Source organism: Streptomyces sp. NBC_01232, from assembly GCF_035989885.1.
GTDB lineage: Bacteria > Actinomycetota > Actinomycetes > Streptomycetales > Streptomycetaceae > Streptomyces.
Map to the genome: position 1 here is coordinate 69,609 of NZ_CP108518.1, position 23,706 is coordinate 93,314.

25 protein-coding genes are annotated in these 23,706 nt (G+C 72.9%); 12 read left to right on the plus strand and 13 right to left on the minus strand.

The annotated features are described in order from the left end of the window. Nucleotides 1-70: 70 nt before the first annotated feature. The 4 genes from OG444_RS00335 to OG444_RS00350 all read right to left on the minus strand — a co-directional run bounded on the left by OG444_RS00335 (nucleotide 71) and on the right by OG444_RS00350 (nucleotide 2,974). Nucleotides 71-388 carry a hypothetical protein gene (locus OG444_RS00335; RefSeq protein WP_327260105.1) on the minus strand — a complete coding sequence of 106 codons (318 nt, stop codon included), beginning with the start codon at nucleotides 386-388 and terminating at the stop codon, nucleotides 71-73. A 186-nt stretch (nucleotides 389-574) separates the two neighbouring features. After that, a complete protein-coding gene (locus OG444_RS00340) occupies nucleotides 575-1,369 on the minus strand; it encodes a HisA/HisF-related TIM barrel protein (protein WP_327260106.1) in 795 nt (264 codons plus the stop codon). A 142-nt stretch (nucleotides 1,370-1,511) separates the two neighbouring features. Beyond that, nucleotides 1,512-2,048 (minus strand): hypothetical protein, encoded by a 537-nt coding sequence (locus tag OG444_RS00345; protein ID WP_327260107.1) that lies wholly within the window; start codon nucleotides 2,046-2,048, stop codon nucleotides 1,512-1,514. After that, nucleotides 2,045-2,974 carry a class I SAM-dependent methyltransferase gene (locus tag OG444_RS00350; protein WP_327260108.1) on the minus strand — a complete coding sequence of 310 codons (930 nt, stop codon included), beginning with the start codon at nucleotides 2,972-2,974 and terminating at the stop codon, nucleotides 2,045-2,047. Before OG444_RS00350 ends, OG444_RS00345 begins: the two co-directional genes overlap by 4 nt. A 212-nt stretch (nucleotides 2,975-3,186) precedes the next feature. Here OG444_RS00350 and OG444_RS00355 point away from each other — a divergent pair, with 212 nt between their 5' ends. Continuing rightward, nucleotides 3,187-3,729: a hypothetical protein gene (locus tag OG444_RS00355; RefSeq protein ID WP_327260109.1), complete on the plus strand. Its 543-nt coding sequence runs from the start codon at nucleotides 3,187-3,189 to the stop codon at nucleotides 3,727-3,729. Here OG444_RS00355 and OG444_RS00360 read toward each other — a convergent pair. The 3 genes from OG444_RS00360 to OG444_RS00370 all read right to left on the minus strand — a co-directional run bounded on the left by OG444_RS00360 (nucleotide 3,726) and on the right by OG444_RS00370 (nucleotide 6,142). Then, complete coding sequence (locus OG444_RS00360) at nucleotides 3,726-4,109, minus strand: toxin Doc (protein WP_327260110.1); 384 nt, start codon at nucleotides 4,107-4,109, stop codon at nucleotides 3,726-3,728. The two genes, OG444_RS00355 and OG444_RS00360, sit on opposite strands and share 4 nt — an antisense overlap. Nucleotides 4,110-4,573: 464 nt before the next feature. After that, a complete protein-coding gene (locus OG444_RS00365) occupies nucleotides 4,574-5,110 on the minus strand; it encodes a nuclear transport factor 2 family protein (RefSeq protein ID WP_327260111.1) in 537 nt (178 codons plus the stop codon). A gap of 576 nt (nucleotides 5,111-5,686) precedes the next feature. Next, a complete protein-coding gene (locus OG444_RS00370; protein WP_327260112.1) occupies nucleotides 5,687-6,142 on the minus strand; it encodes a transglycosylase SLT domain-containing protein in 456 nt (151 codons plus the stop codon). A 552-nt stretch (nucleotides 6,143-6,694) separates the two neighbouring features. On the opposite strand from OG444_RS00370, the gene OG444_RS00375 reads away from it, so the two are divergent. Continuing rightward, a complete protein-coding gene (locus OG444_RS00375; RefSeq protein ID WP_327260113.1) occupies nucleotides 6,695-7,141 on the plus strand; it encodes a hypothetical protein in 447 nt (148 codons plus the stop codon). Between the two features lie 52 nt (nucleotides 7,142-7,193). On the opposite strand, the gene OG444_RS00380 is transcribed toward OG444_RS00375, so the two are convergent. Further along, on the minus strand, nucleotides 7,194-7,796 hold the full coding sequence (locus tag OG444_RS00380; protein WP_327260114.1) for a TIGR03086 family metal-binding protein: 603 nt from the start codon (nucleotides 7,794-7,796) through the stop codon (nucleotides 7,194-7,196). A 136-nt stretch (nucleotides 7,797-7,932) separates the two neighbouring features. Between OG444_RS00380 and OG444_RS00385 the strand changes: the two genes are divergently transcribed. Next, nucleotides 7,933-8,337 (plus strand): hypothetical protein, encoded by a 405-nt coding sequence (locus OG444_RS00385; RefSeq protein WP_327260115.1) that lies wholly within the window; start codon nucleotides 7,933-7,935, stop codon nucleotides 8,335-8,337. A gap of 52 nt (nucleotides 8,338-8,389) precedes the next feature. Here OG444_RS00385 and OG444_RS00390 read toward each other — a convergent pair whose 3' ends face one another. Then, nucleotides 8,390-8,923 carry a hypothetical protein gene (locus tag OG444_RS00390; RefSeq protein ID WP_327260116.1) on the minus strand — a complete coding sequence of 178 codons (534 nt, stop codon included), beginning with the start codon at nucleotides 8,921-8,923 and terminating at the stop codon, nucleotides 8,390-8,392. A 297-nt stretch (nucleotides 8,924-9,220) separates the two neighbouring features. Beyond that, nucleotides 9,221-10,636: an MFS transporter gene (locus tag OG444_RS00395; RefSeq protein WP_327260117.1), complete on the minus strand. Its 1,416-nt coding sequence runs from the start codon at nucleotides 10,634-10,636 to the stop codon at nucleotides 9,221-9,223. A gap of 241 nt (nucleotides 10,637-10,877) precedes the next feature. Between OG444_RS00395 and OG444_RS00400 the strand changes: the two genes are divergently transcribed. The 9 genes from OG444_RS00400 to OG444_RS00440 all read left to right on the plus strand — a co-directional run bounded on the left by OG444_RS00400 (nucleotide 10,878) and on the right by OG444_RS00440 (nucleotide 20,476). Beyond that, nucleotides 10,878-11,462, plus strand: coding sequence for a hypothetical protein (locus tag OG444_RS00400; RefSeq protein WP_327260118.1), 585 nt, complete (start codon nucleotides 10,878-10,880; stop codon nucleotides 11,460-11,462). A 313-nt stretch (nucleotides 11,463-11,775) separates the two neighbouring features. Next, nucleotides 11,776-12,996, plus strand: a complete 1,221-nt coding sequence (locus OG444_RS00405; protein ID WP_327260119.1) for a cytochrome P450, cyclodipeptide synthase-associated — start codon at nucleotides 11,776-11,778, stop codon at nucleotides 12,994-12,996. A 123-nt stretch (nucleotides 12,997-13,119) separates the two neighbouring features. Further along, nucleotides 13,120-13,512 carry a nuclear transport factor 2 family protein gene (locus OG444_RS00410; protein WP_327260120.1) on the plus strand — a complete coding sequence of 131 codons (393 nt, stop codon included), beginning with the start codon at nucleotides 13,120-13,122 and terminating at the stop codon, nucleotides 13,510-13,512. Between the two features lie 32 nt (nucleotides 13,513-13,544). Further along, nucleotides 13,545-15,551 (plus strand): ATP-binding protein, encoded by a 2,007-nt coding sequence (locus OG444_RS00415; protein WP_327260121.1) that lies wholly within the window; start codon nucleotides 13,545-13,547, stop codon nucleotides 15,549-15,551. A gap of 122 nt (nucleotides 15,552-15,673) precedes the next feature. Then, nucleotides 15,674-17,191: an MFS transporter gene (locus OG444_RS00420; protein WP_327260122.1), complete on the plus strand. Its 1,518-nt coding sequence runs from the start codon at nucleotides 15,674-15,676 to the stop codon at nucleotides 17,189-17,191. 82 nt (nucleotides 17,192-17,273) lie between these two features. Continuing rightward, nucleotides 17,274-17,714 (plus strand): SRPBCC family protein, encoded by a 441-nt coding sequence (locus OG444_RS00425; protein WP_327260123.1) that lies wholly within the window; start codon nucleotides 17,274-17,276, stop codon nucleotides 17,712-17,714. Between the two features lie 33 nt (nucleotides 17,715-17,747). Next, nucleotides 17,748-19,112, plus strand: coding sequence for a carotenoid oxygenase family protein (locus OG444_RS00430; RefSeq protein WP_327260124.1), 1,365 nt, complete (start codon nucleotides 17,748-17,750; stop codon nucleotides 19,110-19,112). A gap of 85 nt (nucleotides 19,113-19,197) precedes the next feature. Next, on the plus strand, nucleotides 19,198-19,809 hold the full coding sequence (locus tag OG444_RS00435) for an ABC transporter permease (RefSeq protein ID WP_327260125.1): 612 nt from the start codon (nucleotides 19,198-19,200) through the stop codon (nucleotides 19,807-19,809). 169 nt (nucleotides 19,810-19,978) lie between these two features. Then, on the plus strand, nucleotides 19,979-20,476 hold the full coding sequence (locus tag OG444_RS00440; RefSeq protein WP_327260126.1) for an anthrone oxygenase family protein: 498 nt from the start codon (nucleotides 19,979-19,981) through the stop codon (nucleotides 20,474-20,476). A 58-nt stretch (nucleotides 20,477-20,534) separates the two neighbouring features. Here OG444_RS00440 and OG444_RS00445 read toward each other — a convergent pair whose 3' ends face one another. From OG444_RS00445 to metF, 3 genes are all read right to left on the minus strand, one after another. Then, a complete protein-coding gene (locus OG444_RS00445) occupies nucleotides 20,535-21,152 on the minus strand; it encodes an anthrone oxygenase family protein (RefSeq protein WP_327260127.1) in 618 nt (205 codons plus the stop codon). Nucleotides 21,153-21,293: 141 nt separating this feature from the next. After that, nucleotides 21,294-22,712: an adenosylhomocysteinase gene (gene ahcY / locus OG444_RS00450; RefSeq protein ID WP_327260128.1), complete on the minus strand. Its 1,419-nt coding sequence runs from the start codon at nucleotides 22,710-22,712 to the stop codon at nucleotides 21,294-21,296. A gap of 5 nt (nucleotides 22,713-22,717) precedes the next feature. Next, complete coding sequence (metF, locus tag OG444_RS00455) at nucleotides 22,718-23,680, minus strand: methylenetetrahydrofolate reductase [NAD(P)H] (RefSeq protein WP_327260129.1); 963 nt, start codon at nucleotides 23,678-23,680, stop codon at nucleotides 22,718-22,720. Between the last annotated feature and the right edge of the window lie 26 nt (nucleotides 23,681-23,706).

A 23,706-nucleotide genomic window follows, 5' to 3' on the forward strand; every position in this document is an offset into this window, starting at 1 on the left:
GAAGGGGGCCGCCGCCCCGTCCGGGGCGGCGGCCCCCTTCCCTGCCTGCATCCGTGTCCGGTAGCGGGGGCTAATTGCCGATGTTGCCGGTCCACTGGCCGGCAGCCCGCATCAGGGCCTCGTTGCTCATGATCTGGGTTCCGGGCAGGCTCGCCATGCCGATGTCCCCGGCCGGGGCCGCGCCGTTGTGGGAGCCGACCGTGTTGTCGCGGCCGGCGTTGAAGACGTCGTCGCCGGCCACCTGGCTCAAGTCACCGAAGACGATCGAGTACGTGTTGGTCACCGGTGCGTAGACGGTGAAGGCGTCGTCGGCGGAGGCGGCGGACGCGCCCGCCAGGATGATGCCACCGGCGGCGAGAGCGGTCAGGGCGCAACGGATCGATCGCACGAGTACTGCCTTTCGCGGAGGGGTGTGGGAGCAGTGCGAAGGTAGGCCGCTTCGCGCGCCGAGACCCCGTACCCGCCGCCGTACGGCCCGAGTCCATCCGTACGGCGCAGCCTCCCGGGCGGGGTCCGCTGGGGGGTATCTGGTCGATCAGGCCGAGCCCTGCGTGATCGACCAGATACCCCCTAGCTAGGGGCCGGTGGCCACGCAGGCGAGTGCCTGGGCGAGGGTGAAGGCCCCCGAGTACAGGGCGCGGCCGATGAGGGCGCCGTCGACTCCGTGCGGGGCCAGCGCGGCGACCGTGCGCAGATCGTCGAGGGTGGCGATGCCTCCGGCGGCCAGTACGCCGCCGGTGGTGCGGCGGCACACCTCGGCGACGAGTTCGAGGTTGGGGGTGGAGAGGCTGCCCTCCCGGCTGACGTCGGTGACCACGTAGCGGGTGCAGCCGGCCTCGTCGAGAACGGTGAGCGCCTTCCACAGGTCGCCGGCGTCCGTGCCCCGGCCCGGCCCGGCCAGGCGCGGGCCGTGACCGGTCAGGTGGACGGGCAGGCTGACGCCGATCCGCCTGCCGTGCCGGGCGATGGCCTCGGCGCACCAGGGGAGGTCGGTCAGCGCGCTGCGGCCGAGGTTGAGGCGGGCGCATCCGGTGGCGAGGACCCGTTCGAGGGTGGCCGTGTCGTGGACGCCGGACCGGCACATGAGCTGGACGTCGATGGTGAGGGCCTCGATGATGCGGCGGGCCTGCGGGAGGTCGAAGCCCCCGTCGTCCTCTTCGGCCATCACCAGGTGCAGCCAGGTGGCTCCCTGGTCCTGGAAGGCCAGCGCGGCCGCGACCGGATCGCTGCGGTCGGGTTCCGGCACCTGGCCGTCCCCGACCAGGTGCACCACCCGGCCGCCGGCCACGTGCACCGAGGGGAACAACTCGAACCCGGTACCGGTACCGGCCTGCTGTACTGCGACCGCGTCCTTCGAAAGGCGCGACATCCCACCACCGTCCCTCTCGTACGTCCAGCCGGGAACCCCCGCCTGCTCCGCCCGCACCGTAGGAGCACGCGGGCCGGGCGTATACGGCGCGAACCCGCCACCGCGGCCCGGCCGGTGGCCCGCCCGTCCGCGCGGGGGCGGGTCATCGTTGCGGGGCGGCGTACCAGCGGCGGTGCACGAGCGGTTCGACGCACAGGACGGCAGCGCCCGCGGCCGCGCCGACCAGGAGTGCGGGCGCGCCGCCGCCGGAGGCGAGGGTTCCGGCGCAGGCGGCGGCCAGGACGAGCGGGCGCAGCAGGGTCAGGGGGCCGAGGCCGGCCACCAGGGCCAGGGTGCTGGCGCGGAACGGCAGCACGAGGTACGCGGCGAGCGACAGCAGGACGGCCGTGGTGTAGCAGGCGAGGGGGACGAGGAATCCGATGGCGCCCTCGGCGAGTGCCGCGTACGTCCGGTCGCGGTCGGCGGCGGCCAGCAGGACGGCGCCGGCCGTGAGCACGGGGGCGAGCAGCAGGCCGGCTCCGACGGCCAGGCCGCGCAGGGTCGCCCGTACGACGGCGCGGTGCTTGCGGATCCTGGCGTCCCGCCCGGCGTGGGCGCGGAAGCCGCTGAAGGCCGAGTCGACCAGGCCGAGCGCGGTGAGGGTCACGGCCAGGGCCGGTGCCGCGTCCTGCGGGGTCACCGCGCCGCTCCGGCGAGGTGTTCGGGGCCCACGAGGCGGCGTGCGGAGCGGCCCATGGCCCGGCGCAGCGGTGCCTCCAGCTCGGGCCGGATCCCGATGACGGGGCGCAGGGTGGTGCAGAACGGGTTGGCCAGACCCCGGGGTTCGTAGAGCAGCGGCCGCATCCCCGGCGCGGCCGCCGCCTGCAGCAGGGTCTCGTCGGTGTGTGCCCGGCGGGCCGAGGCGACACCGTCGTGGCGGCCGAGCGGGTGGCGCATCCGTGACCGGTGGAACACCCAGGCCCCGATGGGCGCGAGCCGGGTGGCGGCGATGTCGAAGTGGCAGAAGGCGAGGGCGGGCGAGGCGGCCTGGGCCCGGAAGAACCCGGCGAGGTCGGGGCCGCGGAAATGGTGCAGCACACCGGTGGACACGTACACGGTGGCGGCCTCCGGCAGGTCGAAGGCGTTGCCGTGGACGAAGCGGCAGTCCAGGCCCTCGGCGCGGGCCAGCCGGGCGGCCTCGCCGACGAGGGCGGCGTCCAGGTCCACGCCGACGAGTTCGACGTCCGGGCCGAGCGAGTGGTGGGCGGCGAGCCAGCGCACGGCGTATCCGAGGCCGGAACCGACGTCGACCAGGCGCAGCCGGCCGGTGGCTGTCGCGCGGACGGCTTCGAAGACCGGGCCGAGGATGTGGACGAGCCGCTTCCCGAGGCGCAGTTCCTCGCTGAGCCGCTGCAGTTCGGTGTGCACGCCGATCATGAGGCGGTCCACGGCGTGGGGGTCGAGCACGTCGTGCCGGTCGGCGGGCAGCCGGGCGACGATGCGGGCGGCGTGCCGGTCGCCGGCCTCGCGGAGGCGGTGCACCACCTCGGCCCTGCGCACGGGCAGGCGCGCTCCGGTGCGCGGGTCCGTGGCGGTGATCAGGTCGGATATCTCGAGGTGCGGCACGATCGTGAACCCTAACCGCTGCCGTTCCGCCCCCACCCCGGCCCGGCCGTGCCCGTTCGGCGCGGCCCGGGGTCGGCTTGCCCCGGTCCGGCCGTGCCCGGTCGGCGCGCGGCCCGGTCCACGCGGTGCCGGGCCCGCGCGGTGCCGGTGCCCTGCCCGTCATGGCGATATATGGGTGGAGCCGGTCGGGCGGGCGCCGCAGGATGGGGCGCATGAGTCTGCCGAGCGCCCCGCACCAAGTCGAGTTCCTGCACCACCCCTGCCCCGACTACCCGCACCTGACCGCCTGGGGCATCCGGGTCGACGGAACCGACCTGCGCGTCCTCGTGGCGGAGGCGACGCGCGCGCTGTGGGGCCGGGAGCTCGAGGAGGAGGACGACGACACCCCGCAGGAGCGCGAGGAGTTCCTGCTGCGCCAGCACGCCCCGCTGTACTTCGACGACGACGCCGACGGCGCCCTGGCCCGGGCCCACTTCCTGGGCGGGGCGCAGCCGGAGCTCCTCGACGGCGACCCCGGCGCCCTGTACCTCCTGGGCTGCCGCTGCGGGATCGACGCCTGCTGGCCCCTGTCCGCCACGGTCCGTGCGACGGCCACGGAGGTCACCTGGTCCGGCTTCCACCAGGTCCACCGGCCGCAGTGGGGCGAACTGCCCATGGGGCCCTATGTGTTCGCGCGCCCGGCCTACGACGCGGCCCTGGCGGCGCCGGTCCCGCTCCCCCAGGACCCTGTCGACGCGCTGCTCGGGGAGGGTTAGGGGTTCGGGTGCAGGGAGCGGAGGCGGTCGGCGACGTCGTGGACGGTCAGGCGCAGGGCGCGGATGTCGGTGATCAGGTCGCGCCAGGGCCCGAAGGCGGTGTCGACGTCCTGGCCGGAGGCTTTGATGTAGGCGACGGCGACGCCGTAGCCGAAGTACTCGTTCCTGGCCGGCAGTGGGCGGGTGAGCACGATCTGCTCCAGCAGCGCGGCCGCCCGCCAGTACGCGTCGGGCTCGTCCGTCCCCCACGACGGGGTGTTGACCCGGTGCCGGGCGACGGCGGCCACCAGACCCGAGTAGTCCAGGACTCCCAGGTTCTTGCCGCCCAGGAGTTCTTCCTGACGGTCCAGCAGCCACCGGATGTCGATGCGCAGTTCCAAGGTCAGGCCGCCTCGCTCGCACCCGGGGACAGGGGCCGGGACGGGGGCAGCGGTCCGCCGGGGGCGGCCGTGGAACGGTCCCGCGCCCGGGAGTCGGCCTTCATCGCATCCGCCATGCCCCAAGTATGCATCCGTGCATACCTTTACGAATACCCGCGCCCGGCCGCCCGGCCCGTGATCCGGGGAGCGGGTGGTGCCCGGCGCGGTGGCCGGCGGGCCGGGCAGTGGCACCGTCCTGTCCCGGACGAGGGGCAGGTGCGTCTTCCGGTCCGCCGGCGGTCCGGCGAGGTCGACGTCCGCCGTGTGCAGGGGCTGTTCGCCGCTCGCGGCCCGGTCCAGGGGGTGCTCCGCGGCGCCCGCGCCGGGGTTCGACTATCGGCTCGGCTGAGCGGGCGGGGGCGCTGGGGGGGCCGGCCGGGGGTGGCCGCGGTGCGGTAGCCGCCCCCGGCCGGCCCGGGGGTGTGTCAGGTGGTGGGCGGGGTCCAGTCGGCGGGCAGGCCGGACTGGGCGAGGACCGCGGCCAGGCTGTAGTGGTCCTTGTTGGAGACGATCCGGCAGTGGTGCCTGTCGAGGTCGATCACCGTGGTCATCGGTACGGCGAAGGGCTTGGGGGCGCCCTTGAGGTGGCCGGAGTAGACGGACCGGACGGTGATGCGGTTGCCGTCGCTGCGGGTGGTGCGGATGGTGACGTGGACGTTGTCGATCAGGGAGTCGGCGCGGGCCTTCCACCCCGAGATCTCCTTACGGCCGCGGAAGGTGGCCGCCACGGCTTCGTCGGTGTAGGTGCCGTCGGCGGTGAACAGGGCGCCGAGCGCCCGGGGTTCGCTGCCGTTCCAGGCGCGGGCCCAAGCGGTGACGATCCGCGGGACGCGCCGGTCGGCGGCCTGTGCGGAGGACGCGGCGGCGGTGGTGGTGTGTGCGGCGTAGGCGGTGGGGGCGGCGCCGCAGAGGGCTGCGGCAGCGGTCAGCACCGTCATGGCACGGAGGGTGCGGGAGGTCATGGTTGATGCTCCTTCAGGGGCGGATGCGGCCCTGCCGGCGACGGCGCCGGGCAGGTGGGGCGGGGCCTTCGGCCACGGGGCGGGCAGGGAGCCGTTCCGGGCCGCGGGCATGGGCGCTGCCTCGTCCGTCCGAGTACGTGCAACGTTCATGGCGCACAGACTCACGCGGGGCGCTGTCCACTCTCCAGGCCCGGCAGGGGCCCGTGACTGTCCAGCACTGCCCACCGGTGTCCACCCGCAACTGCCGCGGGGGCGCATGCCGTTCGTCCGGCAGGGGTGGTGCGGTGGTGCCGATGGCGGTGCCCGCCGAGGCTGAGCCGCACCCGGTGCCCTCGCGGCGTGCGCGTGTCCGCGCCGGGCGGCTGTCCGCCGTGGTCACGGGGCCGTCCCCGCGGCCGGGCCGGTCGTGGTCCCGGCCGGCGCGGCCGGTACGGATCCCGCATTCGTGCCGGACGGGTCCGTGATGCCCTGCTGGAGCGTCGGCCGGGCGGGCGCGGCGGCCGCGTACACGCACGAGCGCCCGGCCGGGTGGTCCCGGCCGGGCGCTCGTGCGTATGCGTGCTGTCCGCTGGCGGCTTAGTACCAGTGGTTGTTCTGCCAGAAGTTCCAGGCGCCGACGGGGCTGCCGTAGCGGTCGTTCATGTAGTCCAGGCCCCACTTGATCTGGGTGGCGGGGTTGGTCTTCCAGTCCGCGCCGGCCGAAGCCATCTTCGAGGCCGGCAGGGCCTGGGCCAGGCCGTACGCGCCGGAGGAGGCGTTGGTCGCGGTGTGGTTCCAGCCGCTCTCGTGCGAGATGATCTTGTCGAAGGCGGCGAACTGGGCCGGGTCCTTGATCATCTGCTGCGCGATCGCCTTGGCGCTCATCGGGGCCGCCTGGGCGGGAACCGTGGCAAGCATGGAACCGGCGACACCGAGGGCGACGACGGTGCCCGCGAGGGCCTTCTTGGAGGTGGCGATGCGGCGGATGATGGCGTTGGACACGGATGGACCTTCCGACGGGGACAAGGGCGGTCGCACGCATGCCGAAGACATGCGTGAGCCACTCACGCAAAGGAGAGGGGTTCGTCGGCGGCGGGTGAAGTACCTGAAGTACCCCTGCCGCCTTGCGACTCATCCAGTTCTACAGACGCCCCGACGGCCTGGCAACGACCCCGCTTACTAGGGACCTTCGCAGTCGGGGGCCGACGGGCCTTCGGGGGCCCGGGAGGCGCGGCATCGGGCCTCCGGTGGCTACTATCCCGGTTCGTATGTGACGTGGGCCCTATGGGGCGGGTCACCAGCGGGACGCCCGAATCTCACCGATTGTCACCGGCTATACCCCTTTGAGGGAGCCATCTCGATGCCCGAATTGCCTAGTTATCGAAGGAAATGGGTGGAGTGGAGGCCGTCTCTCCTCCGTGGGGGGCTCTGAGGCCGGTGGCGGGCGGGTGGCCGCCCGCCGCGTGCAGCCGCCCTCCGGCCCGCACGCGCGCGCGTCCATCCGGGCGAAGGTTCCGGGAAACCCTGCCCGTCGCGCCTCACGGCGGGCCATGGTCGCTTCCAGGAAGAACGGCACGGAGAACAAGGATGGGGACATTGCATTTCTTGAGGCGCACCGGAACGGTCCTGGGCGCGGCCGCGCTGACCATGCTGGCCGTCCCGGCCCCCGCTCACGCCGCGGCGGTCGCGTGCGGCGGGGGGACGTCGACCGGCCGGGTGGCCGTCAACGGCTGCATCAGCGCCCAGCGGGGATCCGCCGGCAGGTTCCCCACGCGGGAGATCACGGCGCACATCAGGGCACGGAACACGGGAGCGAAGGGGCTGAACGTCTCCTACGAGGCGTTCTTCCGCGTCGTCGACGGTGGCCACTGGGAGAAAGTGGGCAGCGGCCGCACCCATGTCCGGGCCGGTGAGTCGATCGGCCCCCTCGAGGTGGGAAGCACGACCCGGGTGTGCGGTCCCGTGAAGGTCGAGATCCGGGTACACGCCCGGGCCGACGGCGCCGCCTGGAGCGGCTGGTCCCCCGCGGCCACGAAGCAGTGCCAGACCTGAGAGCCCGGCGTTCGCGTGCCCCCGGGCGGCGGGCCGGGGCACGCCGCCCGCGTCACGGGGATGCGGGCGGCGTCCAGCCCGGGTCGCGGCCGCTCAGTGCGAGCGTCCGGTCCAGCAGCGGGGCGTCGTCCGGTACGGGCACGACGGGTCCGAAGATGCCGTCGCCGCGGTCCCCCTCCTCGGCGGCCGCCAGCAGGAACGCGTGCGAGGAGCGGAGCGCGGCGTGATCGGGCGCGTACTCCTGGCCGGTGGCCCGGGCCAGGTCCCATCCGTGCAGCACCAGCTCGTCGACCGCCACCGCACCCGCGATCCCGCCGGGCAGGTCCACGCCGCCGGCGCGGGTCATGCCGGTCCAGGCGGCCGGGTCTTCCCAGGCCTCGGCGAGTTCGCCGAGGACCCCGGGCAGTTCCTCGCGCCAGCGGGCGGGCAGGGAGGGCGTGGCCGAGGTGGGGTCCGTGTCCGTCGTGGGGCCCAGGTCCTTGCGGGCGGCGTCGCGGAAGGCGACCGCGAGACCCGCGAGGTGGCCCAGCAGGTCACCGACCGTGTAGGCGGGGCAGGGCGTCCGGTCGGTGAGCCGGGCGTCCGGGACGGCCGCCGCGAGACGGGCCACGATCCGCGCCTGCGGTCCGAGATCGAAAGCGGTCGTACCGGTCATCTGCCGCTCCTCCTGAGAGTGGGTCTGAAGGGTAGACCGGCGGCGGGGCCCGTACTCATCGCGACGCGGCGCGGGGATGTGCCGGGCGCGTCCCGCTCGACGGGCACGCCGGCGCGGCGGAGGATGGGGCACTGTGATGACGGTCCTGGTGGTCGGCATACCGGAAGGCGTGGAGCTGGAGGTGCTGCGGTCGCGGATCCAGCGCAATCCCCACTTCCAGGTCATCTCCCATGCCCGCACGCCGGACGTCGCGCTGGCGCACGCCCGGGTCCTGCTCCCCGACATCACCGTGCTCACCCTGTCCGGCAGCTTCCGGGACGACCCGGCCGCGTTCGGCGTCTTCCGGGGGGTGCGCGCCCTGGACCCGCCGAGCGGGGTGGTGCTCCGCACGAGGGCCGACGCGACTCCCGTCGATCTCGACGTCGTCACCGTCGACGGGGCGGTCCACCTGGTGCGCGCGGGCGACGAGGAGGGGCTGATGCGGGCGCTGCGCACGATCGGTCTGCGCCGCGCGACCTGCGACCCGGACGAAATGCCCTGACCGGGCCCGCGGTCTCCCGCCCCCGGGCTCGCCGGCGGTTCGGGCGGCGGGGTCAGGCGGCGGGGCAGAGATTGGCCGGGCGGGCCGGGGCCGAGTCACGGGCCACGGTCGCGCACACCGGCCGCGCGGTCGGGACGGCTACGGCGGTGGCCGTGGCCTGCGAGCGGTTCCGGGTGAAGACGACGAGGCGCAGCACCGCGAACCGTGCGACACCGGCGAGTGCGCCGGCGCAGAGGTAGACGGCCTGTTCGAGGGGGGCGCCGGGAGCCGCCACCAGCTGGTGCAGGAGGAGCATCGCCAGGCAGGTCACCGCGTACGCCGCCGCGGCGGAGCCGGCCGACTGCGCGTGCTGGTGCCAGGTCGCGCGCCCGCCCGTGCCGAAGGTGAAGCGGGCGTGCAGCTCGGTGGCGAGGAGCGTGGAGGCCGCGGTGATCAGGGCGTTGGCCAGGGCCCAGGGTATGCAGGAGGCGAGGGCCGTCACGGCGAAGCTGGAGGCGAGTCCCACTCCGCCGCCGCAGAGCACGAAGCGGGTGAAGGCCGTGAGGGGGCCGGGCTCCGCCCGCTGCCGGCTCCGTGCTGTGTCCATGATCCGCCCCCTGATCGCCCGCCCCGCGCGACGCACCCCGCGGCCTGCGGCCGGGGCGCGCCACCCCATGACACCATTATGGCTCACACATGGCGCCATGGCGAGCCATTATTGGCGCCACGTGTGGCTTCGGGGCATCGCGGCCACACGGTCCGCAGGCCGGAAGGGGTTTCCTGTTCTCCGTTCCTGCTCTCCTGCTGTCCTGCTGTCCTGCTGTCCTGCTGTCCTGCTGTCCGGGCTTCCCGGGCCCGCGTGTGTCCGGGCCCCGTCCGCGCCCGCGGCGTCAGGGCGGGAGTGTCAGGGCCGGCGGTCCGCCTCCCGCATCGACAGGGGCGGGACCCTGCCCAGCACCACGAGCCGGTGGCGTACGGCCATGACGATCACCGCCGTCGCGACGATGACCATCCCGCCCAGCCGAAGGATCGCGTCGTAGGCCTCCTCGGGCGGCCGCTGCGGCGTCATCGCGGAGATCGCCGCCGCGGTCCCGGCGAGGGCGATCGCGCCCAGCGTGACCAGGAACGTCAGCAGCACGCCCGACGCCTCCCCCGCCCGGGCCGGTGCGACGACCTGCTGGGTCGCCACGCTGGAGAAGGTCCAGCCCAGTCCCAGGCCCAGGCCGCACCATGCGAACACCGGCACGTACAGCCACCAGGCATCGGCCTGGGCCAGCGCGTACATCCCGGTGCCCGCGACGGCCCCGGCGAGCGCCATCACCGCGGTCGGCCGCATGTACCGGGCCAGCCGCGCCCCGAGCGGCCCGCTGACCGCCACCAGCAGGGCCGGGGCCAGGAACACCGTGCCCGCCAGGAGCGGCGAGAGGCCGCGGACGCCCTGGAGGTAGAGCGTGGCGAGGAAGACGGTGACGCCGTAGCCCATGTTCGAGAGCGAGCCCATCCCGGTCACCAGGACGTACGGGACGTTGCGGAACAGCCGCAGATCGACCAGCGGGTGCCGGGCGAGGCGCTCGCGCACCAGGAACAGCCCGCCGGCCGTCACGGCCGCGGCGAAGCAGCCGAGAGTACGGGCACTCCCCCAGCCCCAGGCGTCCCCGCGCTCCACGGCCAGGGTCAGTGCCGCCAGCGAGCACACGATCAGGGCGCAGCCGAGGAGGTCGAGCTCGCGGGGCGCCGAGGTGTCGCGCGAGTTCGGTACGCAGGCGAGGGCGGCGAGCAGCGAGATCAGGCTCAGCGGGACCATCAGCCAGAAGATCCAGCGCCAGCCGGGCCCTTCGGTGAACCCTCCGCCCACGAAGGGCCCGAGCGCGGTCCCGATGTTGGCGACGCCGAAGACGGCGCCCAGGGCCTTGGCCCGGGTCTCCTCGGGAAAGGTGTTGGTGATCACGGACACGGACACCGGGAAGACGAACGCCGCGCCCACGCCCTGCGCGATCCGGGCCACCACCAGCAGACCGAGGCCGGGAGCCAGCGCGCAGCCCACGGAACCGGCCGTGAACAGGGCGAGCCCGGCCAGCAGGGTGCCCCGCCGTCCGAAGACGTCCCCCACCCGGCCGCCGACGATGAAGAAGCAGCCGATGGCGAGCATGTAGGCGGACAGGGTCCACTGCGCGGCCGAGTCCGTGATGCCGAGCTCCGCCGCGATGCCGGGAAGGGCGAGGTTGAGGGCGAAGAAGTCGAGCTGGATGCAGAACAGGGCGACGGCGACCGCGACGAAGGCCCCCGTCCTCCGCGCGGCCGGCGAGGACTCAGCGCGCATGGGGGCGTTCCTCTCGGCCGGGGCAGTCGGGACACCGCTGAATGGCCGCACGCAGGCCGTCATCCCATTGTGGGGCGGCCTGACGGGGGACGCAGTGCGGCTGGGGCCCCGGCGGGTGAAATGCGCAGGCCCGGCCGGGCGGGGGCCATCCGGGCGGGGCGCGGGGCCCGTGCGGCACGGCGGCCGGGGCGGCGGGGTGTTGCGGGCGCATGCTGTTGTCCCCCCTCTGTTGGAGAGGCCCGTGAGTGATCCCAGCCCCCGAGTGACCCCGAGGCCGGCGTCCGCCGCACCGGGTGATGCCGCTCCCGCTCCCGGGGTCATCGGCATCGGGCTCGCCGCGGTGCTGACGTTCGCGCTCGCCCAGGGTTCGTGGCAGTGGTTCGCCACGTTCATCGGGGTGACGCTCCTCGCGGTGATGTCCGCCTTCCAGCGGCGGGCGCAGTGGACTCCGGAGATCCGTTCGCCGTACATGCGCGGCCTGGTCGCGTACGCGCTGATCGTCGGCCTGTGCGTGGCGGTCGCGCTCGCTCCCCTGCTGCAGCGCCGGGCCTGGCTGTTCCCGATGCCGGGCACGCGCGGCGACTGTGTGCTGGCGGGGCGGTACGCGGCCCTTAAGGCGGAGGCGGCGCTGGGGAACCTGGCCGGCAATGACGCTGCGGCGCTGGCGTTCGCGCAGCAGGACCAGGCGCGCAAGGCGGTCGCCGAGTGCCTGGCGGCCACGACGACCCTGTGGCTGCCCCTGTACGGGCTGGGGGTGGCGGTGCTGGTGGGAGCGGTCGCGTGGCTCCGTGACCGGGCCCGGGCCCGGTCGGGCGCCGCCGGCTGAGGAGTTCCGGCTCCAGGGTGTCCTGCCGGCCGGTGCGCAGCCTTTCCAACCGGCGCAACCCGTACCGTCGTTCGCGCGTCTTGCAGGCCGGACCGCGGCCGTGGGCGTGCCCGCTGCGGCGTGGTCGTGACGCAGGTCACGGGAACCCGTCGTGGACGGCGGACAGCCGACAGGAGTGACAACACAGATGTGCATCCGGGTGCGGTCCCGGCCGTGGCCGTGTCCGGCCGCGATGTCCGGGGCCCGTGGCGGCTCCTGACTCCTGCCGGCCCGGCTCTCCTTCCCCCACTGCATTGTTCGAGAGGTCTTCACCATGCCCGCGGTCCCTGCCCGTTTCAGTGTCCTGTCCAAGGACTTCGCCGCCGCCCCCCACCGCTACTTCGCACGGCTGAGGGAGCGGGCTCCGGTGCACTACGAGCCGGCGATCGACAGCTACTTCCTCTCCCGCCACGAGGACGTGAAGCGGGTGCTGACCGACCATGAGGCCTTCAGCACCGAGATGTTGCAGGTGCGTGCCGAGCCGGTGATGCGCGGGCCGGTCCTCGCCCAGATGACCGGCGCCGAGCACACCGCGAAACGGAAGATCGTCGTACGGGCGTTCACCGGACGGGCCCTGGAGAGACAGATACGCGCCGTCCACGCCAACGCCGCCGAGCTCATGGCCCCTTTCCTCGCCCGGGGGCGGATGGACCTGGTCAACGACTTCGGCAAGCCGTTCGCCGTGCACGTCGCGCTCGACGTCCTGGGGCTCGACAAAGGGGACTGGCAGCAGGTGGCCGCCTGGCACGGCGGGGTCGCCGAGTTCGTCACCAGCCTCGCCCTCACCCCCGAGCGCCGCCGGCACTGCATCGACTGCGCCGAGGAGTTGGAGACCTATCTCCTGCCCGTCATCGAGCAGCGGCGCAGCCGTCCCGGCGACGATCTGATATCGAGGCTGTGCACGGCCGAGTTCGGCGGTGTCGTCATGAGCGACCGCGACGTCACCGCGCTGATCATCAACGTCCTGGTCGCCGCCGCCGAGCCGGCGGACAAGACGCTCGCCCTGCTCTTCAAGCACCTGATCGACCGTCCCGAGCAGCTGGCGCAGGTCCGCCGGGACCCGCGGCTGCTGGCCGCCGCGATCGCGGAGACCCTGCGATACAGCCCGCCGGTCCAGCTCATTCCCCGCCGGGCGGAGCAGGACGCGGTGTTCGCCGGCGCCACCGTCCCGGCCGGTGCGACCGTCTTCTGCATGATCGGCGCGGCCAACCGGGATCCCGGCGCCTTCGGTGACCCGGACGTCTTCGACATCCACCGCCCGGACCTGGGCGCCGCCCGTTCCTTCACCGCGGCCGCCCAGCACCTGTCCTTCGGCGCCGGACTGCACCAGTGCGTCGGCGCGGCCTTCGCGCGTGCCGAGATCGAGACGGTCGCCGCGATGCTGCTGCCCCTGCTCGACGAGGTCCGCTACAGCCCCGGTTTCCGCTACCGGGAAGCCGGCCTGTACACGCGGGGGCCGCTCGCGCTGTCGCTGGACTTCACCCCCGTCGGCTGAGAGCGCGGCGCCGGCCGTGACCTGCGGCCGTCTCGCCCGCCGGGCCTGTGCCGGGCCCTGCCTTCCGCGGCTGCGTGAGCCCGGATTTCGCTGTCCCCCACTTTGTTTCAGGAGAAGACGACCATGACGTCGACCGATATCGCCACGGCCATCCACGATCTGCTGTTCGAGCCGGGCCTGGACCTCGCCGAAGCCATCGACCGGCACTTCGCCCCCGACTACCGCCAGCGCACCAACGGCGTGTGGAGCGACAGGACGGGCTTCGCCCGGCACATGACGCGCCTGCGCTCGCTGGTCGGCAGCGGGCACGTCGAGGTCCACGAAGAGCTCCGCGACGGGCTGCTCTACGCCGACCGTCACACCGTCACCCTCGGCCACCGCGACGGCCACACCTCCCGTACCGAGGTGTACCTCTTCGCCCGGATGGCACCCGACGGCCGCTTCCGGCGCGTGGAGGAGACCACTCTGCTGATCACCGGAGACGCCGAGGACAACAACATCGGACTGGTCGGCTGACCGGGCCGGGAGCGAGGGAGAGGGGAGCCGCCATGGTGTCCGTGGGGGAAAGACTGAGCAGGGCGCGCGTACGGGCCTTCGTGGGACGGGACGAGGAACTCGGCCGGTTCGGGGAGGCGTTGGCCGGTGATCCGCAGGCGCCGTTCGCGTTCTACGTGTACGGGCCGGGCGGCATCGGGAAGTCGACGCTGCTGCGGCGGCTGGCGGACCACGCCCGTGCGTCGGGCCGGCTGCTCGTGGAACTCGACGGCCGGTTCGTCAGCCGGGACCCGGCCGATTTCGAGCACGCCACCGGTCCGTTCCTGGATGTTCCGGGCACGGTCCTGTTCGTGGACTCCTTCGAGCACTGCCAGTGGCTGGAGAGCTGGCTGTGGCACCACTTCCTGCCCCGAGCCGCGGACGACACCCTGGTGGTGCTGGCCGGGCGGCGTGCTCCGCAGCCGCAGTGGACCGCCGACCCCGCCTGGTCCCGGCTGCTGCACGTGAGCGAACTGGAGCCGTTCTCCGAGGAGCAGGCGCGGAGCCTGCTGGTGTCGGCGCAGATCCGGCCCGAACTGCGCGACCGGGTGCTGCGCTTCGCCGGAGGCAACCCGCTGGCGCTGTCGCTGGCGGCCGCGGCGGGATCGGAGGGGTGCGGCAGGCAGGAGATCTGGGCTCCGACGGCGGATGTGCTGCGCACCCTGCTGGCGGGGCTGATCGGGGAGGTGCCCACGGCGGCCCACCGCCGCGCCCTGGAGGTGGCGGCGCAGGCCCGTTCGACGTCGGAGGAACTCCTCGCGGCGGTGCTGCCCGAGGAGGACGTCCATCCGCTCTTCTCCTGGCTGCGGGACCTGCCGTTCATGGAGTCGACCCACCGCGGGCTCCATCCGCACGACGCCGCGCGCGAGACCCTCGCCGCCGACCTGCGCTGGCGGGCGCCGAACGCCTTCGAGTCGATGCGCCGGCGCCTGGCGGACGAGTACCTGCGCCTCCTGCGCGAGGCACCCGAGGAGCGGGTGTGGACCGTCACCGACGATCTCTTCTACCTCTTCCGGGAGGGCGAGACGCTGGCCCGGCTGCGGTGCTGGTCCCGCGAGGACGAGGTGCACGACCGTCCTCTGCACCCGGATGACATCGATGTCGTGCTGCGCATGGCCGAGGAGACCGAGGGGGCGGCCGGCGCGGAGCTGGTCCGCTACTGGGCGCAGCGCCAGCCGCAGGCGTTCAGCGTCTACCGGCTGGTGAGCACGGGCCGGATCGTGGCGTTCACGGCCCGGCTGGTCCTGCCGGCCCCGGCCGACCCCCGGGACGTGGCGGCCGATCCCGTCGTCGCGGCCGCCTGGCGGTACACCGAGGCCACCGCGCCGGTGGGTGCGGGCGAGCACATCGGCATCAGCCGTTTCTCGGTCTATCCCGAGCGGTACCAGGTTCCCTCGCGCGTCATCGACCTGAGCAGTTCCCGGGCCCATGCGGAGGCGGCGCGGGCCCGCGGCCGTGCCTACGGTTTCGCGGTGTTCCAGGACGCCGAGACCTGGGCCGGGCGGGTCAGGGGCACGCTCGACGACACCGGGGCGCGGCCGCGGGTGGGTGCGTACTCCTACGGGCTGTTCGGTGTGGACTGGCGCCGGCTGCCGGTGGAGGCATGGCTGCTGCGTTTCATATCGGCCACGGCCGGGCCGGCGCCGTCCGCGTCCGGGCCGTCGCCCGTCTCACGGGCCGCGTTCGACCAGGCCGTGCGCGAGGCGCTGGCGCACTGGCGCGATACGGACGCGTTCGCCGCCTGCGCTCTGATGCGTACCCGTCTGGCGGCCGACTTCGGTGAACCGGTCGGGGAGTTGCGTGCCCTGCTGCGCGGGGCCGTCGACGATCTCGCGGGGGATCCGCGCGGAGTGCGGGCGCGTGAGGCCCTGACGGCGGGCTACTTCTCCGGTGCGCCCACCCAGGAGGCCGCCGCGCGCCGTCTGGGTCTTCCGTACGGGACCTACCGTCGTCACCTGCGTCAGGGTCTGGACCTGCTCGGCGAGGCGTTGTGGCAGCGGGAGCTGCACGACCCGAGGTAGCGGCGGCGGGCGCGGGGCGGGCTGCGGCGGGGCGCCGGGTGGACAGGCGCGGACAGCAGTGGACAGTGGCCGCGCCCGCCGGGTCTGGATAGTGGACAGCGTCCGCGCCGAGTGTGTGCGTCATGAACGTTGCACTCACGCAGACGGGCCGGTCAGCACGCCGGCCCCCCGGGCCGGGAGCGGTGCTCGCGGCGCTCGCCGCGGCCCAGTTCACCGTCATGCTCGCCACCTCGATCGTCAATGTGGCGCTCCCTCAGATCCGTGACGGGGCGGGCCTGTCGGACGGCGGGACCACCTGGGTGGTCAACGCCTACGGCCTGGCGTTCGGGGCGCTGCTCCTGGCGGGCGGACGGGTCGCCGATCTCCTGGGCCGCCGCCGGGTGCTGGTGGCCGGGCTCGCGCTGTTCGTGCTGGCGTCGGTGGCGGCGGGGCTGGCCACCTCCCCCGGTGTGCTGATCGGTGCCCGTGCGGTGCAGGGGGCCGGCGCCGCCGCGATCGCCCCGGCCGCGCTCGCGCTGGCGATGGACGGGTTCCCGCCCGGGCCGGCGCGTGGCAGGGCGCTGGGGGTGTGGGGTGCGGTCTCCGGTGCGGGGGCCGCGGGCGGCGTTCTGCTGGGCGGTGTGCTCACCCAGGCGTGGGGCTGGCCGTGGATCTTCCATTCGGTGGCGTTCGGGGCGGTGCTGGTGCTGGCCGCGGTGGCCGTGCTGGTGCCCCGGGACGCCGTACGCGAGACGGCCGGGCGGTTCGACCTGCTGGGCACCGTCACCGTGACGCTGGCGCTGACCTGTCTGGTGTGGGGTCTGACCACCGCGCGCGGGGCCGGCTGGGGCGATCCGCCGGTGCTGGGCGCGCTCGGTGGCGCCGTCGTGCTGCTGGCGGCCTTCTGTGTGATCGAGCGGGGCCGGCCGCAGGCGCTGGTGCCGGTGCGGCTGCTCACCGCGGGCCGGGTCGGTGCGGGCAATCTGCTGATGGCCCTGCTGGGGTCCGTGTGGATCGCCCTGTTCTTCTTCCTGCCGCTGTACCAGCAGCAGGTCCTCGGGTCGGGCCCGCTGGTCACGGGAGTGGGGCAACTCCCCCTCGCCGGCGCCCATATGCTCGGCTCCGCCCTCGCCCCGCGCGTGGCCCGGCGGTTCGGTGCCACCGCGACCCTGACCGTGGCGCTGCTGACGGAGGCGGCCGGGCTGCTGTGGCTGTCGCGGATGAGCGCCGACGGCACCTACCCGGTGGACGTCCTCGGCCCGAGCGTCCTGGTCGGCCTGGGGCTCAGCGTCGCCTTCGTCCAGCTCACCGGGCTGGCCGTGGACGGTGTCCCGCGGCAGGACGCGGGTCTTGCCGGCGGGCTGGTGAACACCACCCGGCAGGTCGGCGGGGCGATCGGTCTCGCGGCCCTGGCCACCCTGGCCGGTTCCGTCACCGCCGGCGCGTCCGCGGACCGGCCCTCCCTGGAGGCGCTCACGGCCGGCTACCGGGCCGCCTTCACCGTCTCGGCCGCGGTCCTAGCCGTCACGGCCCTCCTCGCGCTGCTCCTCACCCGCCGCACGGGGGCGCGTACCCCGGCCGCCCCCGCCGGGCCGGCTTCCGATCCGGCTCCCGGCCCGGCGGGCTCTCCGCTCTCCCCCGTCCGGCAGAACACTCCCTAGGCCGCCGGATCCGTACGACGGGCACGCCCGGAACGCCCGGCACCACCGGTACATGTCGTCCAGAACAGGAAGAAGCACAGCCATGGTCACCATCGACGAGAGCGCTCCCGTCATCGTCCGCCTGAGCACCGTGATCGACGCCCCGCTCGAGAGCGTGTGGGCGCTGCACACCGACATTGCGGCCTGGCCGCTGTGGAACCCGGACGTGGTCCGGGTGGAGGCCGAGGGGCCGCTGCGGCCCGGCGGGTCGTTCAGCTGGCGCACCCACGGCCTGGACATCACCTCCACCGTGCGGGAGCTGGTTCCCGGGGAGCGGATCGTGTGGGGCGGTCCCGCCGCCGGTATCACCGGCGTGCACGTGTGGACGTTCGAGCAGGACGGCGGGCGCACCACCGTCCGCACCGAGGAGTCCTGGAGCGGCGCCCCGGTCGAGGCCGCGGCCGACGACCTCCACAAGGCCCTCCACGACTCCCTGGAGAGCTGGCTCTCCCACCTCAAAAGCCGTGCCGAACAGGCTGCCTGACCACCTCTCACACCGATCGAGGAGATATCTGCCATGACCACTGCGAAGCCGTACCTGACCGGCCACTACACCCCCCTCACCGAGGAGGTCACCGCCACCGGCCTCACCGTCGAGGGTTCCCTGCCCCCCGAGCTGAACGGCCGGCTGCTGCGCAACGGGCACAACCCCAAGCCCGGTGTCACTCCCAGCCACTGGTTCAAGGGCAGCGGCATGGTCCACGGCATCCGCCTGCGTGCGGGCCGCGCCGAGTGGTACCGCAACCGCTGGGTGCACACTCCCGCCCTGGACGGCGCCCCGTACATGACCGAGCGCGGGCCGGACCTGAGCGCCAGCACCGCCGGTACGCACATCATCGAGCACGGCGGACGCCTGCTGGCGCTGTGCGAGGCGAACTTCCCCTTCGAGCTCACCCCGGAGCTGGAAACGGTCGGCGCCCACGACTTCGGCGGCAAGCTGCGCAGTGCGATGACCGCGCACCCCAAGGAGGACCCGGTGACCGGGGAGCTCCACTTCTTCGGGTCCTCGCCGTTCCCGCCGTTCCTGACGTACTACGTCGCGGACGCCAAGGGCGAGATCACCGACAGTGCCGATGTGCCGGGGGCGACCGCCTCGCTCAAGCACGATTTCGCGATCACCCGCCGTCATGTGGTGTTCGTCGAGGGCAATGTCACCTTCGACGCCACGGAGCACTCCGGTATCCCCTACAGCTGGAGCGATCACCAGCCCGCCCGTATCGGTGTCATGCCGCGCGGTGGTGACGGGGCCCGGCACGTCCGCTGGTTCTCCATCGAGCCCGGCAACATGCTGCACGTCTCCAACGCCTACGAGGACGGCCTGGGCCGCATCGTCCTGGAGGGTCCCACCGTGGACCGCGAGGGCTTCCGGCTCTCCTGGAACTGGTGGGTCGGGGCGCCCGGGCGCGGCAGTGAGCCCGGCTCCCGCTCCTACACCCGCCGTTGGGTGATCGACCTGGCGGAGGGGACCGTCGGCGAGCAGATCATCGACGATCTGCCGGTGGAGTTCCCGACCCTCAACGAGGACTTCCTGGGTGTGGAGAACCGCTACCAGTACGCGATCGCCTTCCCCGACGAGAACGGTTTCGGCGGCTACGGTGTCGTCAAGTACGACCGCACCACCGGTGCCCGCCGCATCCACCAGGTGGGCGATGCCCGGATGCCGAGCGAGGCCGTCTTCGTGCCCGCCGCCGATGCCACGAGCGAGGACGACGGCTATCTGCTGACCGTGGTCTCCGACCTCAAGCAGGACTCCTCCCAGCTGCTGGTCCTGGACGCCTCCGGCCTCGACAGGGTCGCCACCGTCCATCTGCCCCACCGGGTGACGGCCGGAATCCACGGCTCCTGGGTCCCCGACAGCGAGCTGGACCACGGCAACGGCTGACGTGCCGTCCCGGGGGCGCGGTATCGCCCGCGCCCCCGGCGAGACCGTCACCACCCCCGCCCGTCCCGGATGGAGATCTGCCACCATGTCCAGCCCCACCACCGCCTTGCCGCCCGCCGCCGTTCGTGAGGCCGGCGGCCGTGGCCGCCCTCGCGAGGTCGACAACCGTGCGGCCTACGTCAGTTTCGGACTGGCCTACCTGCTCGGCCACGGCACGGCCGCGGTCTCCCGGGGGCCCGCTCCCCTGCTCGGCCTGCCCGACTGGCTGCCCATGACGCTCCTCGGCGGCGGACTCGTCGCCGGCATCACCATGGCCACCCTGGCCGCGCTGCGGGCCCAGCACGGGGCCTCCGCACCGGAGGTCCTCTCGGGCAAGCTGCTCGGCGCGGCCTGGATCACGGCCTTCACGGCCCTGTTCCTGGCCATCACCGGCCTGACCTCCGTGCTCGGCCAGCCGGATCTCCAGTCCGTGCTGTGGCCGGCCGGCTCCGGGCTCGTCGTCGGCCTGGTCTACCTCGCCGAAGGCGCCGTACGCCGCAACGTGCTGCACTACAGCCTCGGTGTCTGGCTGGCCCTGGCCTCCACCGCGGCCCTCGCGTTCACCGCCCCCGCCTTCTACTGGGTCCTCACCCTCGCGGGCGGCGGCGCCTACGCCCTGGCCGCGGTCCTCGAACACCGCCGGCTGCACGCGCGCTGAAGGGGGCGGCGGTCCGCGCCGCTCGAGACATGCTGGAGGCTCGCTCGATTCCCCTGCGACGCGGGCCGCCATCGCCCGTATAGTCGCCATGACTTGACGATTCGATGACCCGTTCCCGAAGAATCGATGACCCAGAAGCTCCGTGGACGGGCGAGCAGGGGGACACACGATGGAGACCGCACGCCTGGCCTCGCTCATCGCCGCGACGGTCACGATGGGGCTGGTCAGCGGCCTGTTCTACGGCTTCTCCGTCTCCGTGATGCCGGGCCTGAAGCGCAGCGACGACCGTACGGTCATCGAAGTCATGCAGAACATCAACAAGGCCATTCTCAACGGCTGGTTCGTCCTCGGTTACATCGGTGCGTTCCTCTTCACCGCGCTGGCGCTGGCCCTGCACATTCCCTCGGACGGCCGTGACGTGCTGCCGGCGCTGATCGCGGCGCTGGTCTGCTACATCCTGTCGATGGGGCTGACCAACAAGGTGAACATCCCTTTGAACAACGCCCTGGAGAAGGCCGGCCCGGTCGCCCGGATCGGTGACCCGGCTGCCGTCCGGCGGGCCTTCGAGGGGCCCTGGAGCCGCGCCAACGTCTGGCGCACGCTGCTGTGCACGGCTGCGGTCGGCTTCCTGGCCTGGGCCCTGTACCTGCACGGGCAGACCGGCTGACCGCATGAGGGAGTCCCCCGGCCGGGCGGCGGGGGACTCCATGGCGTGGCGGCAGGTGTCAGCGGGTGGCGCGGCCGTAGAGGACCAGGGCCCGCGAGAGGGCCGTCAGGGCCACCGTGCACAGCAGGGTGCGGATGATGTTGGTGGCGACCCAGGTGCTCTTGAACTTGTCGACGATCGAGAAGTCCGCGAGCTTCGCGGCGTCGCCGGCGTCGGCGAGTTCGTTGTTGAGCGGGATGTTCACCGAGAAGGTGATCATCAGGACGACGAAGTAGGCGACGGTGGCCGCACCGACCCAGATGGCGACGCTGCGGCGGCCCTTGCGGAACTCGACGATCGCCGAGGCCGCGGAGGCCAGCAGGGCGAGGACGAACGCCATGCCGAAGAGGCCGTTGCCGTCGATCGCCGCGTTGAAGTTCTGCATCGCGGTGACGTACGTACGCTCGTCACCGGCGGCCAGTCCCGGCATCACCGAGACGTCGAAGGCGAAGAAGAGGCCTGCCATCAGGCCGACGAGGACCGTGGAGAGCAGGAGGAGGACGGTGGCCGCCTTGCCTCGCTCCGCGGTCGCCGGTGCGGGCGGTCCGGGCTGGGCGTAGGAGCCGGGCGGGGCGGTGTAGGGAGCCGGGCCGCCGGCGGGGTACTGCTGGTGGCTACCGGCCGGATTGGGGTTCATGGGACATCCTCATCTGCGGGTGGTGGAGTGGTGCTCGCCCTCGGCGCGGACATCCGATCGTGGCATTCCCCGGGATACCCGGCCACGGGGTTCCACCGGCTCTCGAGTGGTGCTCGAGAGCCGGTGGCGTGATCCGTTCGGTCAGTAGCGGTAGTGGTCCGGCTTGTACGGGCCCTCGACCTGGACGCCGATGTAGGCGGCCTGCTCCGGGCGGAGCGTGGTGAGGCGGACGCCCAGGGCGTCCAGGTGCAGACGCGCGACCTTCTCGTCCAGGTGCTTGGGGAGCACGTAGACCTCGGTCGGGTACTCCTCCGGCTTGGTGAAGAGCTCGATCTGGGCCAGGGTCTGGTCCGCGAAGGAGTTCGACATCACGAACGACGGGTGACCGGTCGCGTTGCCCAGGTTCAGCAGACGGCCCTCGGACAGCACGATCAGGACCTTGCCGTCGGGGAACTTCCAGGTGTGGACCTGCGGCTTGACCTCGTCCTTGACGATGCCCTCGATCTTCGCGAGACCGGCCATGTCGATCTCGTTGTCGAAGTGGCCGATGTTGCCCACGATCGCCTGGTGCTTCATCTTGGCCATGTCCGCGGCCATGATGATGTCCTTGTTGCCCGTGGTCGTGATGAAGATGTCGGCCGTCTCCACGACATCGTCGAGGGTGGCGACCTGGTATCCGTCCATCGCGGCCTGCAGCGCGCAGATCGGGTCGATCTCCGTGACGATGACACGCGCACCCTGACCGCGCAGGGACTCGGCGCAGCCCTTGCCGACGTCGCCGTAACCGAAGACGACCGCGACCTTGCCGCCGATGAGGACGTCGGTGGCACGGTTGATGCCGTCGATCAGCGAGTGACGGCAACCGTACTTGTTGTCGAACTTCGACTTCGTCACGGCGTCGTTCACATTGATCGCCGGGAACAGCAGGCTGCCCTCGGACATCATCTCGTACAGACGGTGCACACCGGTGGTGGTCTCCTCGGTCACACCGCGGACGCCGGCGGCCAGCGCCGCCCAGTCGATGCCGGTCTTGCCCAACAGGCCGAGGACCAGGGCCATTTCCTCATTGTCGGCGGTGGACGGGTCCGGGACGGAGCCGGCCTTCTGGTATTCGACGCCCTTGTGGACGAGGAGGGTGGCGTCGCCGCCGTCGTCGAGGATCATGTTGGGTCCGGCGTGCCCGGGCCAGGTCAGCGCCTGCTCCGTGCACCACCAGTACTCCTCCAGCGTCTCGCCCTTCCAGGCGAAGACGGGTATGCCCTGCGGGTTCTCCGGGGTGCCGTTCGGGCCCACCGCGATGGCGGCGGCCGCGTGGTCCTGGGTGGAGTAGATGTTGCAGGACACCCAGCGGACGTCGGCGCCGAGGGCGACGAGGGTCTCGATGAGCACGGCCGTCTGCACGGTCATGTGCAGCGAGCCGGTGATCCGGGCACCGGCCAGCGGCTGCGCCTGGGCGTACTCGGCGCGGATCGACATCAGGCCCGGCATCTCGTGCTCGGCCAGGGTGATCTCCTTGCGGCCGAACGCGGCGAGAGAGAGGTCTGCGACCTTGAAGTCCATGAGTTCTACTCCGTGATGGTGGTGGCTGGGTCGTGGCTGACGTTCAGGTTCTGATGGATCTCTAGAGTCGCGGTGGACTTGTTGAGGGTGATGTAGTGCAGGCCGGGTGCGCCCTCGGCGAGGAGGCGCTCGGACATGGCGGTCGCGTACTCGACACCGATGCGGTGCCCGGCCGCGGGGTCGTCCTTCGCCGCTTCGAGGCGCTGGGCGAGGGCGTCGGGGAAGCGGGCGTCGCTGAGCTCGGCGAAGCGCCGGATCTGGCGGAAATCGGTCGCCGGCATGATCTCGGGGATGACCGGGGTCAGGCAGCCGACGGCGAGGAGCCGGTCCCGCAGCCGCAGGTAGTCCTCGGCGTGGAAGAACATCTGGGTGATGGCGTAGTCGGCGCCGGCGTGGCATTTGGCGGCGAAGTGGCGGATGTCCTCGGTCCAGGAGGGTGAGCGGGGGTGGCGCTCGGGGAACGCCGCCACGCCCACGGTGAAGTCGCCGAGCCGGCGGATGAGTTCGACCAATTCGTGGGCGTGGGTCAGGCCGTCCGGGTGGGGCGTCCACTGCCCTTTCGGGTCGCCGGGCGGGTCGCCGCGCAGGGCGAGGATGTCGCGGATGCCGGCGTCGGCGTACTGGCCGATGATGTGGCGCAGTTCGGCGACCGAGTGTCCGACGGCGGTCAGGTGGGCGACCGGGCGCAGGGTGGTCTCGGCGGCGATGCGCTTGGTGACCTCGACGGTGCGGGTGCGGGAGGAGCCGCCGGCGCCGTAGGTGACGGAGACGAAGGAGGGGGCGAGGGCTTCGAGGCGGCGAATGGCCGCCCACAGGGTGCGTTCCCCGGCGTCGGTCTTCGGGGGGAAGAACTCGAAGGAGAAGGTCCGCCGGCCCTGGGCCAGTAGTTCACGGACCCCGAGGGGTGCGGGGGCGGGGGCGCGGGACGTGCGGGGGCGTTCGGCGGTGGCGGCCAGGGCAGCCGGCATGTCGGACTCCTTTCCGGCTTGTGGGG

Excerpts from the sequence above, each read along its gene's own strand:
- OG444_RS00435 (WP_327260125.1), top strand. The coding sequence starts at position 19,198 with ATGTCCAGCCCCACCACCGCCTTGCCGCCCGCCGCCGTTCGTGAGGCC.
- OG444_RS00415 (WP_327260121.1), top strand. The coding sequence starts at position 13,545 with ATGGTGTCCGTGGGGGAAAGACTGAGCAGGGCGCGCGTACGGGCCTTC.
- OG444_RS00410 (WP_327260120.1), top strand. The coding sequence starts at position 13,120 with ATGACGTCGACCGATATCGCCACGGCCATCCACGATCTGCTGTTCGAG.
- OG444_RS00365 (WP_327260111.1), bottom strand. The coding sequence starts at position 5,110 with ATGACCTCCCGCACCCTCCGTGCCATGACGGTGCTGACCGCTGCCGCA.
- OG444_RS00370 (WP_327260112.1), bottom strand. The coding sequence starts at position 6,142 with ATGTCTTCGGCATGCGTGCGACCGCCCTTGTCCCCGTCGGAAGGTCCA.
- OG444_RS00355 (WP_327260109.1), top strand. The coding sequence starts at position 3,187 with ATGAGTCTGCCGAGCGCCCCGCACCAAGTCGAGTTCCTGCACCACCCC.
- OG444_RS00385 (WP_327260115.1), top strand. The coding sequence starts at position 7,933 with ATGACGGTCCTGGTGGTCGGCATACCGGAAGGCGTGGAGCTGGAGGTG.
- OG444_RS00445 (WP_327260127.1), bottom strand. The coding sequence starts at position 21,152 with ATGAACCCCAATCCGGCCGGTAGCCACCAGCAGTACCCCGCCGGCGGC.
- OG444_RS00430 (WP_327260124.1), top strand. The coding sequence starts at position 17,748 with ATGACCACTGCGAAGCCGTACCTGACCGGCCACTACACCCCCCTCACC.
- OG444_RS00440 (WP_327260126.1), top strand. The coding sequence starts at position 19,979 with ATGGAGACCGCACGCCTGGCCTCGCTCATCGCCGCGACGGTCACGATG.
- OG444_RS00425 (WP_327260123.1), top strand. The coding sequence starts at position 17,274 with ATGGTCACCATCGACGAGAGCGCTCCCGTCATCGTCCGCCTGAGCACC.
- OG444_RS00340 (WP_327260106.1), bottom strand. The coding sequence starts at position 1,369 with ATGTCGCGCCTTTCGAAGGACGCGGTCGCAGTACAGCAGGCCGGTACC.
- ahcY (WP_327260128.1), bottom strand. The coding sequence starts at position 22,712 with ATGGACTTCAAGGTCGCAGACCTCTCTCTCGCCGCGTTCGGCCGCAAG.
- OG444_RS00405 (WP_327260119.1), top strand. The coding sequence starts at position 11,776 with ATGCCCGCGGTCCCTGCCCGTTTCAGTGTCCTGTCCAAGGACTTCGCC.
- OG444_RS00390 (WP_327260116.1), bottom strand. The coding sequence starts at position 8,923 with ATGGACACAGCACGGAGCCGGCAGCGGGCGGAGCCCGGCCCCCTCACG.
- OG444_RS00420 (WP_327260122.1), top strand. The coding sequence starts at position 15,674 with ATGAACGTTGCACTCACGCAGACGGGCCGGTCAGCACGCCGGCCCCCC.
- OG444_RS00395 (WP_327260117.1), bottom strand. The coding sequence starts at position 10,636 with ATGCGCGCTGAGTCCTCGCCGGCCGCGCGGAGGACGGGGGCCTTCGTC.
- metF (WP_327260129.1), bottom strand. The coding sequence starts at position 23,680 with ATGCCGGCTGCCCTGGCCGCCACCGCCGAACGCCCCCGCACGTCCCGC.
- OG444_RS00380 (WP_327260114.1), bottom strand. The coding sequence starts at position 7,796 with ATGACCGGTACGACCGCTTTCGATCTCGGACCGCAGGCGCGGATCGTG.